The 13,112-nt window shown below is 36.3% G+C and carries 16 protein-coding genes and 2 pseudogenes; 17 read left to right on the top strand and 1 reads right to left on the bottom strand.

The window, feature by feature from the left end; translation table 11 throughout:
• The first annotated feature begins 57 nt into the window (after positions 1-57).
• From LZ575_RS23615 to LZ575_RS10500, 14 genes and pseudogenes are all read left to right on the top strand, one after another.
• Positions 58-621, top strand: coding sequence for a molybdopterin-dependent oxidoreductase (locus LZ575_RS23615; RefSeq protein ID WP_311196071.1), 564 nt, complete (start codon positions 58-60; stop codon positions 619-621).
• A 23-nt stretch (positions 622-644) separates the two neighbouring features.
• Positions 645-959: a molybdopterin-dependent oxidoreductase gene (locus LZ575_RS23610; protein WP_311196070.1), complete on the top strand. Its 315-nt coding sequence runs from the start codon at positions 645-647 to the stop codon at positions 957-959.
• Between the two features lie 76 nt (positions 960-1,035).
• Positions 1,036-1,323 (top strand): annotated as a pseudogene (locus tag LZ575_RS23605) (hypothetical protein).
• A gap of 11 nt (positions 1,324-1,334) precedes the next feature.
• The gene (locus LZ575_RS10550; RefSeq protein WP_235330570.1) at positions 1,335-1,823 is read left to right on the top strand and encodes a monoheme cytochrome C; all 489 of its coding nucleotides are present in this window, start codon (positions 1,335-1,337) and stop codon (positions 1,821-1,823) included.
• A gap of 409 nt (positions 1,824-2,232) precedes the next feature.
• Positions 2,233-2,508: a hypothetical protein gene (locus LZ575_RS10545; RefSeq protein ID WP_235330569.1), complete on the top strand. Its 276-nt coding sequence runs from the start codon at positions 2,233-2,235 to the stop codon at positions 2,506-2,508.
• Positions 2,509-2,937: 429 nt separating this feature from the next.
• The gene (locus tag LZ575_RS10540; protein WP_235330568.1) at positions 2,938-3,378 is read left to right on the top strand and encodes a VOC family protein; all 441 of its coding nucleotides are present in this window, start codon (positions 2,938-2,940) and stop codon (positions 3,376-3,378) included.
• A gap of 263 nt (positions 3,379-3,641) precedes the next feature.
• The gene (locus LZ575_RS10535) at positions 3,642-4,049 is read left to right on the top strand and encodes a hypothetical protein (RefSeq protein ID WP_235330567.1); all 408 of its coding nucleotides are present in this window, start codon (positions 3,642-3,644) and stop codon (positions 4,047-4,049) included.
• Between the two features lie 41 nt (positions 4,050-4,090).
• A pseudogene (locus tag LZ575_RS10530) lies at positions 4,091-4,957 on the top strand (cation:proton antiporter).
• 464 nt (positions 4,958-5,421) lie between these two features.
• A complete protein-coding gene (locus tag LZ575_RS10525) occupies positions 5,422-6,708 on the top strand; it encodes a hypothetical protein (RefSeq protein WP_235330566.1) in 1,287 nt (428 codons plus the stop codon).
• A gap of 132 nt (positions 6,709-6,840) precedes the next feature.
• Entirely contained in the window at positions 6,841-6,969 is a 129-nt protein-coding gene (locus LZ575_RS23595) for a (4Fe-4S)-binding protein (RefSeq protein WP_311196068.1), read from the top strand.
• Positions 6,966-7,250: a GNAT family N-acetyltransferase gene (locus LZ575_RS10515; RefSeq protein WP_235330565.1), complete on the top strand. Its 285-nt coding sequence runs from the start codon at positions 6,966-6,968 to the stop codon at positions 7,248-7,250. The genes LZ575_RS23595 and LZ575_RS10515 overlap by 4 nt, the downstream gene beginning before the upstream one ends.
• A gap of 443 nt (positions 7,251-7,693) precedes the next feature.
• Positions 7,694-7,894, top strand: coding sequence for a hypothetical protein (locus LZ575_RS10510; RefSeq protein ID WP_235330564.1), 201 nt, complete (start codon positions 7,694-7,696; stop codon positions 7,892-7,894).
• Positions 7,895-8,030: 136 nt separating this feature from the next.
• Positions 8,031-8,384, top strand: a complete 354-nt coding sequence (locus tag LZ575_RS10505; protein ID WP_235330563.1) for an AraC family transcriptional regulator — start codon at positions 8,031-8,033, stop codon at positions 8,382-8,384.
• Positions 8,385-8,450: 66 nt separating this feature from the next.
• Positions 8,451-9,191, top strand: coding sequence for an SDR family oxidoreductase (locus tag LZ575_RS10500; RefSeq protein WP_235330562.1), 741 nt, complete (start codon positions 8,451-8,453; stop codon positions 9,189-9,191).
• Between the two features lie 63 nt (positions 9,192-9,254).
• On the opposite strand, the gene LZ575_RS10495 is transcribed toward LZ575_RS10500, so the two are convergent.
• Positions 9,255-9,875 (bottom strand): alpha-ketoglutarate-dependent dioxygenase AlkB, encoded by a 621-nt coding sequence (locus LZ575_RS10495; protein WP_235330561.1) that lies wholly within the window; start codon positions 9,873-9,875, stop codon positions 9,255-9,257.
• Between the two features lie 320 nt (positions 9,876-10,195).
• Here LZ575_RS10495 and LZ575_RS10490 point away from each other — a divergent pair, with 320 nt between their 5' ends.
• From LZ575_RS10490 to LZ575_RS10480, 3 genes are read left to right on the top strand one after another with little or no spacing between them, the layout of a single operon-like run.
• Entirely contained in the window at positions 10,196-10,561 is a 366-nt protein-coding gene (locus LZ575_RS10490; protein ID WP_235330560.1) for a BlaI/MecI/CopY family transcriptional regulator, read from the top strand.
• A gap of 2 nt (positions 10,562-10,563) precedes the next feature.
• Positions 10,564-10,890 (top strand): hypothetical protein, encoded by a 327-nt coding sequence (locus tag LZ575_RS10485; protein ID WP_235330559.1) that lies wholly within the window; start codon positions 10,564-10,566, stop codon positions 10,888-10,890.
• Complete coding sequence (locus tag LZ575_RS10480; protein WP_235330558.1) at positions 10,865-13,036, top strand: M56 family metallopeptidase; 2,172 nt, start codon at positions 10,865-10,867, stop codon at positions 13,034-13,036. The genes LZ575_RS10485 and LZ575_RS10480 overlap by 26 nt, the downstream gene beginning before the upstream one ends.
• Positions 13,037-13,112 lie beyond the last annotated feature (76 nt).

The following is a 13,112-nucleotide window of genomic DNA, read 5'->3' as shown; positions in this document are numbered from 1 at the left end:
CTTTATTTTCTTTTTTTTCTTACAGGTTGAATCTATATTTGTTTATTAGCCTTAGAAATGAAAATTCAAAAAAATGTGCCATTTATTGAGGGGGAGCTCTGGGACCGTAGAAATTTCCTAAAAAAGGGAGTACTTTCTGCCATGGCTGTAGCTTTGGGTACTGAGATTGTTTATGCCGCAAACATGCCACCCGGGTATGTACCATTGGTTTTTTCCGAATTAAAAGATCCCCTGGATGGGAAAGACAAACAGATGATCATTAGGAATGAAAGGCCATGGAACATAGAATCGCCGCCGCATTTGCTGGATGATGCGATCACGCCCTTCAGCAAAATGTTCATCAGAAACAACGGACTTATTCCGGAAGGAATTGATGCGCAAAACTGGACTCTTACTTTTGAAGGAGAATCGGTAAAAGAGAAGAAAACTTATAGCCTTGCTGACTTAAAGAAAAATTTCCGGACCTATACCTACCAGTTAGTGCTGGAATGCGGGGGAAATGGCAGGGCGGGATTTTATCCTCCTGCTTCCGGAAACCAATGGGAAGAAGGGGCTGTTTCCTGTGCGGAGTGGACAGGTGCCAGGCTTAAAGATATTTTGGAAGATGTAGGTATCACTTAGTGATGCAGTGTATATTGGCTACTATGGGAAAGACTAAGCACATTAGCGGAGATTTGCAAAAGGTTCCTATTTCGCGGGGCGTCCCCATTTCCAAGGCAATGCAGGAAGAAACCTTAATTGCCTGGGCCATGAACGGGGAAGAAATCCCGGTAACACATGGTTACCCATTGCGCCTGGTGTGCGGTGGCTGGCCTAAGCATCAACTTCTGGAAAATGGCTGCACAAAATTGTGGTTCGCGACCGGGTTCACGACGGTCCAAAGATGTTGGGCACCTCTTATCGTGTGCCTAAAAATCCTGTGGCTCCCGGTACTAAAGTGCCTGAAGAAGATTTTGTAATTATTGAATCCATGCTTAAGTAAAATCGCTTATTACCTACCCAAAGTCGGGAGCGATAAGCAGCATTTCCAATACGATGAATGTACGGGGACATGCCTGGGCAGGGGAGAATGAAGTTTCCAAGGTGGAAGTTTCCACAGATTTTGGGGCTACCTGGAAAACCTGTGCCCTGAAAAAGTAAGCGAACTTACTGGCATGGCAACAATGGAATACTAAGGTGAAATTTGATAAAAAAGGATATTACGAGATCTGGGCGAAGGCTACCGATGATAAAGGAATTTCTCAACCTATGGTTATGCCCGCCTGGAATCCTAAGGGATATTTGAACAATGCCTGTCACAGGATTGCAGTAAAAATCAACTAAAGCCAGGGAAATTGGAAGCTCACGACCAGCACAAAGGGAGAAAATTTTTTAGCCGGAATAAAAGAAAAATATTTCTCTTTGCAATTCCCATTCTCCTGGTTACAGGAATTGCCTTTTTAATTTATTATTCCCGCACACAGGTAGATACATCTAAAGATCCCACAATTGAAATTTCCGCAGAAAATGCAGTATCCCCTGTCGATCCTCAAATTGAAAATGGTATTCATGTGCAATCAGGTCTTGTGGATGATGAAGGATTGTATGTTGTCATTGGCAGTTGTACATCCTGTCACTCCAGTGCGCTTATTTTACAGAACCGCTACTCCCGGGAAGGCTGGCATGAAAGAATTGAGTGGATGCAGGAAACCCAGGGCCTTTGGGATCTGGGGGAGAATGAAGATATAATTCTGGATTACCTGGCTTCCAATTACGCTCCGGAAGAACCCCGCGGCCGCCGCAAACCTCTCAAAGATATCCAGTGGTATGAACTAAAGGAGTAAAGATTTTACTTTTGAAAAATCTTGTTGATAAGTTCCATTTATTCTGACCTTATTCCGGAATTCATTTTTAATTAATAAGCTGAGCCTGTAGCTTTAAAGATCTCTTCCGTTAATATCACTGCTTGCATTTTTTAAAAATGTATTTGTAGGAAACATAGTAGAGGAAGAAGACACCAGGAATAGTGGTGTCGGCAGGAATCGGCAGTGTTTGAATGCTGATTTATAAGTGGTGCTAAAGATTTGGAATATTTGTGGTTGTTATGCTGAACGACGAGGTGATATAAGTGGAGTTTGTAACTAGATGTATGCTCTATTTTATATTCTATAATTTATCGATCTCCTTATAATTGATCAGAAATCTGCCTGAATATGCAAACAGAAAAATCAAAATGATTATTTTGTATAGGTAATGTCTGAAAAATTCAAAGGAAAATATCGCAGTGAATCAGCCCGGTTGCCAAATTGGGACTATGGCAGTAATGCTGCCTATTTTATTACCATTTGCACAAAAGACAGGGAACATTATTTTGGGGAAATAATAGATAGCGAAATGTTCATGAATAAAAACGGAAAAATCGCAAATGAATGTTGGTTGGCGGTCCCGGATCATTTTCCGTTTGTAAAATTGGGATATCATTTGGTTATGCCTAACCATTTCCATGGCATTATTATTATTGATAAATAGTAGGGACGCGATTAATCGCGTCCCTACCAGAACGTACCGAAAATGCAGGGGATAAATTAACGGGTGGAATTACAGGTAATAATAATCCTATGTTGAATGAAAATTTGTCAAAAATCATTCGATGGTACAAGGGACGTACAACCTTTGAAATTCGAAAAATCGATCCCAATTTCTCCTGGCAATCCCGTTTTCACGACCACATAATCAGAAATGATCAATCCTTCCACCGAATTTCAGAATATATAAAAAACAATCCTTCCAATTGGAAAGAAGACAAGCTGCATTAATTTTAATGCCCATCTACCAATCTGAAAAGAAGAAACAGGAATTATTGAATGGAGGAAAAGATTAGATAACAGATCATTGTAAAATCGAGTACATCCTTTTTTTGACTATTTTTAATGGGACCTTAAGATCAATTTCATAGCTATGCCTCTAATCAATCCTCACATCAATTTCAACGGAAATGCTGAAGAAGCATTTAGCTTTTACAAATCAGTTTTTGGCGGAGAGTTTGCAAAAATTATCCGATTTAAAGAGCTGGCAGGTCCGGAATTTCCGGTAGCAGAAAATGAAGAGAATAAGATTATTCATATCGCCCTGCCAATAGGTAAAAGTAATATGTTGATGGGGAATGATGTTCCGGAAAGTTTGGGGCCAACGAATGAAAATGAGAACAGAAGCAAAATTGTAGTGCTCACCGAAACCAAAGAAGAAGCAGAAAAACTTTTTCACGGACTTTCAGCAGGAGGGCAGGTAGAAGGGCCAATAGGGGATAGTCCGTGGGGTTCTTATTTTGGCTGTTTTCGGGATAAATATGGTATTGAATGGATCGTGGAATTTGATCCGGAGTATAAGGCAAAAGGATAAGCATAACGTTCATGCATTGTTTCTGAAACTGTGTGCGGGAGGTAATTTTTTTTAAACAAATTTTTTCGTAGATCCTTAAATACGATTTGCTTTAATAGGAAATCACATTTCGCTTCTAAAGGCAAACATCTCATAATCTTATGTGAAACTATGGGCAACCCAATTTGCGTTTCTTTCTAAATCTCTATTTTTAAGAAATCCCTCTTTCTTTCACATGACTTTGCCCCCGGCAGAAAAGAAATTGTTGGGTGTAAAGAGATTCAATGGAAATTCAGGACGCGATACATGTATTTGGAGATTACCAGTTATGGCTGATTATCATTGGCCTTGGTTTTCTTTGCGCCACCGTTCTGCCCCGGTTACTGGCAGAATATCCCTTTGCCATGCCTATCGTTCTTTTGGTTTTGGGTTACCTGGCGATCGAACTGCCGCTTGGGCTGACGGCGCCGGATCCCAAAATACAGGGGAAATATGCAGAGCATCTTACCGAAATAGGAGTGATCATTTCCTTGATGGGCGCAGGGCTGAATATCGATCGTCCTTTTAATTTTAAAACCTGGAATGTTACCTGGCGGCTTTTGGGAATTACGATGGTCATCACTATTGCCCTGGCAGCATTTGTCGGTTGGGCGATCGCTGCTTTTGTGCTTAAGCTACTGCCGTATTGTTAGGAGCGGTAATAGCGCCTACAGATCCTGTTCTTGCTTCGGAAGTGCAGGTAGGTCCCCCGCAGGAAGGGGCAGAAGGGGATCATACCGGAGATGCAGATCATACCGAGCCGGGAGAGGAAGAGGAAATAAGGTTTGCACTGACTTCGGAAGCCGGATTAAATGACGGTCTTGCCTTCCCTTTTACCAATATGGCCATTGCGATGGCTATTGCGGGAACACATCCCGGAAACTGGATCGAGAGCTGGCTGCTCATTCATGTTTTTATGGAACTGGGAGTGGGAATACTTTTAGGTCTTGGCCTCGGCTGGTTACTTGCCAAACTTATTTTCGCACAGTCGGCAGATAATAACCTGGCTAAAGTTATGGTAGGATTATCTGCGCTGGCAGGAACTCTTATTATTTACGGAATAACCGAATTCCTGGGAGGCTATGGTTTCATTGCCGTATTTATTGGGGCAGTGGTCATTCGCAGCACCTCCAGGGATCACGAATATCACCTCGACCTGCATAAGAACATCGAAAAATCTGAACGCATCTTAATGGTCGCTATTCTCATCGCCCTTGGAGCAGCCATCTCCGGCGGACTCCTGGACGCACTCACCTGGCCGTTGGTGATCTGTGCCCTTCTTATTGTATTTATCATACGGTAGGATTGCTTAAGTGTGCTGGGAATGATTGGTTTTAATAAAGCCCAGTGGCGGGACCGGCTTGCGATAAGCTTTCTGGGAATTAGAGGAATTGGCTCGTTCTATTACCTCGCCTATGCGATGAATATGGAATCTTTTAAAGGCGAAGATGAGATCTGGGCGCTGGTCGCATTGGTAATCGTTATCTCTATTTTTGTACACGGTATTACCGCTACTCCTATTACCGCAAAGCTGGATAAGATGCGGGAGGGGAGGAGTTAGGATTGCGTTAGAGGTAAATTTTACTTTTCTTAACTTAATTAGTTATTCTTTCTAATTTTCTTTTCTTCTAAATTCCGAACCTACTATCATTTATCATTCGAATTTATATGTTGATTATAACAAATTAACACTGTAGACTTTCCTCATAAGGTATAACATAATTTTTAGTAGGTTTGGTAGATATCTATAAAATGAAATACATTATAAAATCGAATTAATTTGTTAGAGCCTCGAATTTAAAAATCATTCTTACAAGTAACTGAAATTTGGAGATATTATTTTTTAGATTAGCAACTACATATTATTAAAAATTTAAGAATTAGATAATTAGTAATTTCGAAAGAGTAACTATTAAATTTTAATAATAGGACTCATAGCAATTATAAACCAAGTAATAATATTTGTTTTCGAAGCAATGACTTTTTCTTGGTTATTAATAAAAAAGAGAATTTAAATTAAAAATTTTGAGGGAAAAAAATCAGGAATATTTTCACCACAGAAATAGTTTGTTCCTCTTATTAAATGAAGAGATTAACAAAATTAATACAGATCATAAAAAATCCGGCTGGACAATTTGGGCTTTATTGGCTGCTTTAGGTACTATGACGTGGATTTTAATAAATCAAATAGAAGCTTTAAGTATAAACTGGTTTAATTTAGGCATTATTATTATAGATGGAACCTTTGTATTACTTTTTATACTGAGTTTAAGTGCTTTTTTAAAAATTAAAGGCACCAAAAGTGATGATTTGCGATATCAAACAGGTAAAGACACTCAAATAAATTCTAGTTCTTCGTATTTTGTAGCTTTTTTCTGGATCTTTCTAGTCTTAATTTTAGTATATACGAATAAGCTATTTGTTTCCAATATTTCCCGACTCCTCTCTTATATAGTCCTAGTATTTTATATCATAATTTCATTAAATTTTTTAATTGTACGAAAATTAAAATTTCTTTTTTTACCTAAAGATCCTTCATTCGGAAACATAGGATTAAATAGAGCTAATTGGATATTACGATTAACTCTTATAATAACAATTATTTTAATTTCCATTTCTGGCTTTGAATGGATACGAAATTCAGTAGTGTCGGACGTATTTAAGGTTCAAGAGGTGAAAACTGCTTTTCTAATTTTCGGAATTGGAATTGTTACTTATCTAGTATTTTCCCAATCCCCAAATTCAAGATTAATTCATCATTTAGTACAAATTAGAAGGAATTTAGCTTTGACAGATATTTCTAATGAAGAAATAGTCTCAGAAATAGATATAGCAATAAAAGGACAAAAATTCGAAAATTATTTAAGTTCGGACATTTCCGAAATAGCTCAGTATAATCTTCTATTTGAAAAAGAATTAGAAATTGTTCATAGAAATCTTTATGAGAATTTTGATAAAGATTCATTAGAAAATAATTTTTCCAAACATTCAAAAGAATTAGTCTTTAGAAGTTTAGTTTATGCCGCGAAAATTGAAATTGATCAGATACAAAAAATTATAAATATCCTGAAAATTAAAGGTAAATTGGTAAAAATGATTGGGGGTAACCCGCATTCCGAAAATGTAATTCTACAAAATATTTTTAATAGAAATAAGGAAAATAGGGAGAAATACAACAACCTGGTTAAAAAATATTATGATATAATTAAAATTAATGAAAATCATGAAGAGGCTAAACAAATGATAGTAGATTTAAAGAAATATGTTCCTCAATTGAAATATTCAACTAATACTGGAGAAATCCTTGAATAAGATCAGCAAACCTTCACCACAAGAATAAAAAGAATACATAGAATATGGCAACAAAAGAGTACAGCAATGGGGAAATAACCATTCTATGGCAACTAAGCAATTTGCACCCACTCCGGGATATGTGTAAAAACTTTGCCCAAAGTTTATAATCCACAGGAGAAGCCCTGGCTAAAAATTACCAATGCTTCTACACAGGAATTAATTGAGCAGCTTGCGTTATGTCCTTCCCGTGCTTTAAGTATTAAAAATTTGGGGCAATGACAAGATTAGAAAGAGAAGACAACGGCAGGAAAGGCAGATTTATCATTTATGAGAATGAGAAATTTGCAGGAGAAATGACCTACACCTGGGCCGGGAATGATAAATTTATTATTGATCATACAGGAGTGGAAGAAGAGTTTGGAGGAAAAGGTTTCGGGAGGCAATTAGTCATGGAAGCCGTGGAATTTGCCCGTAAAGAAGAAGTAAAAATTCTCCCGCTTTGTCCTTACGCGAAGAAAGTATTTGACAAGAACGCTGATATCACGGATGTGAGATTTTAGCTAAGTATGGTTATTTAGATTAGTGAAATTAATTTCCAATTTGGTTTTTAATATAGTCGTTGGGCAAATTTCCTGATATGAGCCGTTTTACTGTATTTGTTATTATTTTCTTATTTCCCTAACCAATTTTGCTCAGAATATAAAAGCGACATATTCAGCAATGTTGACAGAAAATTATTTTATTCCGGACTCCATTCCAAATGATTATTATGCCACGAGGGTAGAGGAGATGAATAATCAAATAAGCCTTAAAATTCCGAAGAAGATTAAAGGGAGTTCGCCTTATAAATTTCTCCATCTTTCATAACGACAACAATCTTTTAGATAGTATTCAAAAAATTCTTTTCAAGGAGTGAAAAGAATAAGTTCAGGATTAAAAATACCAAATTTGAGAGAATAAGGAAAACAAGCCTAATTGGAGTTGCCAATTTGTTTTTTCTAAAATGAATCTTGAAGAAGTTAAAATGCAGGATGCCTTAAGTACAGCTAGTATAGAAATTAATGACAATAACACCTATGAATATTATTTTTATCCCGGGATTCCCCATAAAATAGAGGCTGTAAGAGTATCTTTAATACAAATGGCTGGGGAAAAAGGAAAAAGAATTGATAAAACCCTTATTGAATTAGTCTATAATGAGTAATAACCGAAACCGGGTACTATACTATAAATCCCTTCTTATTTGTTGGTAAAGTAGATAGCTTATGCAGAGTCAGAAAAGAGATAATCAAATCCGGAATTTTCTTTAACTTTAAAACATACATAGCTGCTATCTAAAAATGCTTAAACGACCTGAGGAAATTACAATTAAATTCAATGAGATTCTCGATGGGCATTTGAAAAAAATAGTTAGTGGGGAAATTGAAGTATTTCCCGAAATACATGAAATAGCAGGTTTAATGTGTATTCACCCCACTCATTTAAGTAATACAATTAAAGAAGTTACGGGTAAGGCACCTTGTGATGTTTGCAATGAAAAAACGATTGCCGCAGCCAAAAAACTGCTAAGCGATCCCGGGTGCACCATTAGAGAGGTGGCATTAAGGCTAACATTTGAACCCTCGAATTTCACAAAATACTTCAAAAGGCACACTAAGCGAAACACCTTCTCAATTCAGGAATTCTATTTTTAAATTCTGAAACCTTCACCATACGTAAAGAATTTTCGGTCTCTATTTTTGTACTCTAAATTGATTATTATGACAGACTTAAAAAACAAAACTGTACTGGTAACCGGATCCTCTCAAGGTCTTGGAAAGAAAATCGCACAGGAATTTTCGGGAAAAGGAGCCAATGTGATCATTAATTATAACTCAAACAGAAATAAAGCAGAACAGCTTGTTCAGGAAATTAATTCCAGGGGAGGGAGTGCGATTTCTGTTTTGGCAGACGTTAGCCAAAAGGATCAGGTGGAGGAACTTGTTGCCAGAAGTATTCAGGAATTTGGAAAAATTGATATTGTAATTAACAATGCGGGAATTATGACAACAAAATTGCTGAAGGATTTTTCAGAAGAAGAATTTGACCGTCATTTTGCCATTAACGTCAGGAGTGTTTTTCTTGTTATGAAAATTGTTTCTGAGCGAATGGAAAACTACGGAAGAATCATAAATATCTCCAGTTCCACAACCCGAATGATGATGCCCACCTATTCAATTTATTCAGCAACTAAAGCTGCAGTCGAACAAATGACCCGGGTCTTCGCTAAAGAAATTGGAGCTAAAGGCATTACTGTAAATTCCGTTTTGCCGGGACCTTTGATTACGGAATTATTTTTAGAGGGAAAATCCCGGGAGCTTATTGAGAGAATTGCAGGTTTGGCAGTTTTGAACAGGATAGGGGAAGTAGATGATATTATTCCGCTTGTTCTGTTTCTGGCGGGTAAGGAATCACAATGGATCACCGGGCAAAATATAGGGATCAATGGAGGAATGGCATAATTGACTAAAAGAATTATCCGTTTTTTATTCAATGATCAGTAATTTCAGGAATTTTTAAAAATTTCAGATACCGAAATGCTCCCTTAACATCGCTGCTACCTTACCTTCAGGATTAATAGGTTTAACTTTTTTCGGCATTACTTTACGGTACGTGATGGATAATCTTCTTTCTCTGTGTTTTATATTTCCATCGATATTATCCTTTTTACGTGGAGGGATGGAGTGGTTCCATTTGTACCTCGCCTCGTCCTGCATCACATATAAGGATCGCCTGGGGATTTCCACATCTATCACTTCCCCGCCCGATATTTTTTTAAATTTCATCACGCAGCCACTCCCAAGGTTGATGCCACAAATTTGATTATCAAAATAGTTCCTGTCCTTATGCGGTCTTATTCCCTGCCCGGGAGAGTACTCATTAATGATCACCTGGTCCGGCTGTTTTTCTATAATTTTTTGTTCCACAATCTTCCGGGACAGCTCATACATTTTCGGAGGTATGGGAACCGGAAATTTTACCAGGTCGTATGGAGACTCCAATTCATTCCTGTAACCGTAATATTGCAACCTTCTGTCATAGTCTACGACCCAGGGCTGGGAATCAATTTCAGCTATTAATTCCTCTTCCAGTGATTTATTTATAAAATCAGGATACAACAATAATCCCGGCACTAAGGTTTCCATATTTATTAATTTAAGTTTTGATATAGCAGACAATTAAAAAATAACTCCAAACTTGTCCATCCTTAATTTAATAAAATCTTCAGGGAGAAAAAAATAACTGCTGCATTCTAAGTTTAATGTAAATCCAATTTTGCTATTGTCTAATGACAGTGTTATGCAAAAATTACATCCTGATGTTTTAGGATATATATTGGGTTCAATATGCACAAACTTAAAATGATCCTGTATTCTTCAAAAATAATTGGAATATTTTTGCTCTACGCTTGTAGAATGAAAAATAAACTCTACATTTGTAGAGGGGATCCCTTAATTAAAGAAATATGCAACTATCTAAAGCTGAAGAACAATTGATGCAAATTCTGTGGAAACGGAAAAGAGCCTATATGAAAGATTTAATAAACGCTTATCCGGAACCTAAACCTGCAACAACAACAATAGCAACTTTACTTAAAAGAATGCGGGATAAAAAATTTGTGGATTTCGTTCAGGATAGCCGCTCCAGAGAATATTTTCCTTTAATAAAAAGGGAAGCTTATTTTTCGAAGCAAATTAATGGATTAATCAAAAATTTCTTTAATAATTCAGCTGCTCAATTCGCTTCGTTCTTTACTGAAGAATCAGATTTATCTGAAGCTGAGTTAAAAGAACTCCGAAATATTATAGATGAACGTATTAAGAAGCAGTAATTATGATAGAATATATTCTGAAATTTTCCGGTTGCTTGCTGGTTTTGTACACTTTTTATCGTCTTTTTCTTGAAAACGAAAAACTCCACTTCTTAAAGCGCTACTATTTACTGTTAAGTTTATTAATGGCAATAGTTCTTCCATTGATTACTATAAGCTATAATTACTACGTTGAAGCGGTTGAACCTGTTAACTTTGAAAATTTTACTCCTGTTCCCTCTATTACTTACGGCCAGGAGGTGCAATTTAATGAAATTTCCTGGAAAAGATTATCTTCCTTTTGTTCTTTGGATTCTTTATACAGTGGGGGTCCTATGTTTTATATTTAGGTTTTTTAAAAATCTTCTATATTTAAAAAAGCTTGTAGAAACTAACGATAAAGTAGTCGAAAGAATAAGCACCAAAGTCCTATTACCTTTCAGGCAGATACCCTATTCCTACTTCAGATATATTTTTGTTGAAAAAGATGCTTTTAAAAGTAATCAAATTCCGAAGGAAATTTTAAAACATGAAGAGGCTCATGTTCAACAAAATCATACGCTGGATTTACTAATTTTAGAAATTCTACAGATCATCTTCTGGTTTAATCCATTGTTCTATTTCATCAAAAGGTCAATGCGCTTAAACCATGAGTTTATGGCAGACGAGGCTGTTCTAAAACAGAAAAACATTATCCCTGCCGATTATCTAAACTTATTAATTAACAGCTCGTATGGTATAAATCAAACCATTATGACGAGTTCATTTAAAAATTCATTAATCAAAAAAAGAGTAGTTATGATTTCAAATTCATTTTCAAAAAAGAGAGCACGATTAAAAATTGGATTTATTGTGCCTGTATTATGTTGTTGTATCTATTTTTTTAATAATGATATTGTGGCTCATCCCATTCCTGTGGATGAAAGAGAAGTTAATACTGCAGAGAATGAACCAAATTTGTCGAATTCTGCTGATTCTTTGATATATGGAAGGATCAATTATTTACAATCAGAAGGGAAAGCTCATAAAGGTTTTAGAGTAATTACTAACAGATGGGCTATTAAAAACAGGAAAGATAAAATAGTAGGAGATAAAAAGCTGGATATTTTAATACAGGATCAGAAAATCCAAGTAAACGGTAAAGCTGTTAACGTTGATGAATTCGTTCAGGTTATAAATTCCATAACCCATACCTGGACCAAAGAAGATGCAATGCTATACAAATTAAGTGTATCTCTTGACAGTAAAGAAAATCCTGTTTACTCCAGGCTTTCCATGAGGTTCACAGAAACCGATCTTTTTAAAATGGATCCTTCACACGGTATGTATATTTATGAAACAAATCCCAATGAAGTTATTCAGCAAATACAGGAAATAGGAGGTAACATCTATCTCAATGATGAAAAAATATCGCGTCAAAAGGCTTCAGGATTACTTGAAAATCCAAATGCATATTCCTTTATTAAACATTTAGATGAATCAAATAATAAAATGGCATTATGGATCTGGGATCAGGTAAATACGACTGACAACAAAAGTGCTAATGATCAATTTGAGAAGAACACACCGGGGATCAATGAAGCGGGGAAAGATTTTAAGCAGGTAGTTAATTCCCTGCGGAGTATAAATGCCTATTCCGCTCAAAATGACTGGATACACCTTTATGTGGAAAAAGATAAATCCATTGGAATAAATGGACGAAAAACCGATTTGCAAAGCCTTACCCAAAGGTTAACCGAGCTTACACAGTACTCGCAAAATGAGCGTAAAAAATATTTAAAGTTGATCCTCATCGTTGATCCAAGGATTACTATGGACCATATCAATGAGATAAATAAGGTTATTCAGGAATATGGAGTCTACTCCATGATTGGGCATTCTATTATCGAGCCACCGAAAGGAATGTCTAATTACCCTACAAGTATAGTTAAATATAACCGTATATTGAAATTGCCAGTCCGGGAACAACAGACTTTTGATTTCTCAGTAAGTTATGATCTTTTGGGTAAGGGATATTCTACGAAAGATATTGAGGATAGCTTCAAGAAGTCATTGGGGTCTATTCCTACCACAAGAAATAACCTTGAAGATAGATCAACCAGCCAGCCAGTAGGAGAACAAAAGGAAATTGTTCGAGGATTTCCTGATGTGAAGAAAGATTCTAAGCGAAAAATTGAAGATCAGGAAGCCAAAGTTCGCGGCAGAAAGCAAATTATTAAACAGATAAGAGAAAATATGGTTAATTCGGTCAACGAGCTCATAGAAAAAGGAGATGTTGTTACATATTTTGAAGATGGAAAGGAAATAACTGCTTCTAAAGCTTTTAATCTTGCAAAAGAGGTAGAAATTGGTAATAGAGATATGATTCTTACGACAATCTCCGGTTCCAAAACTCCTGTAATTTGGGCTAATTTAAGAAGTCTGGTGATTCATAGTGACTCGGGTTTTTCATTTAAATACGAAGAAGAATACCCGGAGGGAAAATTTTTTGAATAGCTACCTAGTTAAAAAGTAACTTCAATAAAATGAGTGAATTAAAAATTATGAGTATATTCATAAAAATTAAATTTAT

Source organism: Antarcticibacterium sp. 1MA-6-2 (genome assembly GCF_021535135.1).
Lineage (GTDB): Bacteria > Bacteroidota > Bacteroidia > Flavobacteriales > Flavobacteriaceae > Gillisia.
This window is presented reverse-complemented; position numbering and strand designations above follow the sequence as displayed.

Excerpts from the sequence above, each read along its gene's own strand:
- LZ575_RS23615 (WP_311196071.1), top strand. The coding sequence starts at position 58 with ATGAAAATTCAAAAAAATGTGCCATTTATTGAGGGGGAGCTCTGGGAC.
- LZ575_RS23610 (WP_311196070.1), top strand. The coding sequence starts at position 645 with ATGGGAAAGACTAAGCACATTAGCGGAGATTTGCAAAAGGTTCCTATT.
- LZ575_RS10545 (WP_235330569.1), top strand. The coding sequence starts at position 2,233 with ATGTCTGAAAAATTCAAAGGAAAATATCGCAGTGAATCAGCCCGGTTG.
- LZ575_RS10540 (WP_235330568.1), top strand. The coding sequence starts at position 2,938 with ATGCCTCTAATCAATCCTCACATCAATTTCAACGGAAATGCTGAAGAA.
- LZ575_RS10535 (WP_235330567.1), top strand. The coding sequence starts at position 3,642 with ATGGAAATTCAGGACGCGATACATGTATTTGGAGATTACCAGTTATGG.
- LZ575_RS10515 (WP_235330565.1), top strand. The coding sequence starts at position 6,966 with ATGACAAGATTAGAAAGAGAAGACAACGGCAGGAAAGGCAGATTTATC.
- LZ575_RS10510 (WP_235330564.1), top strand. The coding sequence starts at position 7,694 with ATGAATCTTGAAGAAGTTAAAATGCAGGATGCCTTAAGTACAGCTAGT.
- LZ575_RS10505 (WP_235330563.1), top strand. The coding sequence starts at position 8,031 with ATGCTTAAACGACCTGAGGAAATTACAATTAAATTCAATGAGATTCTC.
- LZ575_RS10500 (WP_235330562.1), top strand. The coding sequence starts at position 8,451 with ATGACAGACTTAAAAAACAAAACTGTACTGGTAACCGGATCCTCTCAA.
- LZ575_RS10495 (WP_235330561.1), bottom strand. The coding sequence starts at position 9,875 with ATGGAAACCTTAGTGCCGGGATTATTGTTGTATCCTGATTTTATAAAT.
- LZ575_RS10490 (WP_235330560.1), top strand. The coding sequence starts at position 10,196 with ATGCAACTATCTAAAGCTGAAGAACAATTGATGCAAATTCTGTGGAAA.
- LZ575_RS10485 (WP_235330559.1), top strand. The coding sequence starts at position 10,564 with ATGATAGAATATATTCTGAAATTTTCCGGTTGCTTGCTGGTTTTGTAC.